This is a genomic window from Salinimicrobium oceani (assembly GCF_012037645.1).
Genome location: NZ_JAAVJR010000856.1, coordinates 1 through 401, shown reverse-complemented (window position 1 = coordinate 401; position 401 = coordinate 1). Strand labels below are relative to the sequence as shown.

Annotated in this window: 1 pseudogene; it reads left to right on the top strand. The window is 43.4% G+C overall.

The window, feature by feature from the left end:
- Window positions 1-43: 43 nt before the first annotated feature.
- Window positions 44-401, top strand: a pseudogene (locus HC175_RS19735) (oxidoreductase); the annotation flags it as partial.

The window sequence follows — 401 nt, the reverse complement described above, 5'->3', positions numbered from 1 at the left end:
TATGACCGTACCTCCCGGTCCGCCTTTTCCGGAACATCTTCACATGAAGAAAGTGTGTGGCATTGTTTGGAACTATACCGGGCCTAAAGAAGAGGCTAAAGAAACATTTCGGGTAATTAGAGAATTTAAAGAACCCATTTTAGACCATACAGGATTTATGCCCTACCCCACTTTGCAATCTATGTTTGACGGACTCTATCCCAAAGGATTGCAATGGTTCTGGAAAGCAGATTTTGTAAATGAAATTCCCGATGAAGCAGTTAAGAAGCATCTTGAATTTGCCGAAAAACTACCCAGCATGCATTCCACAATGCATCTTTACCCAATAAACGGGCAGGCATCAAGAGTGAATTCCACAGATACTGCCTGGAATTTCAGAGATGCCACCTGGGCCATGGTCA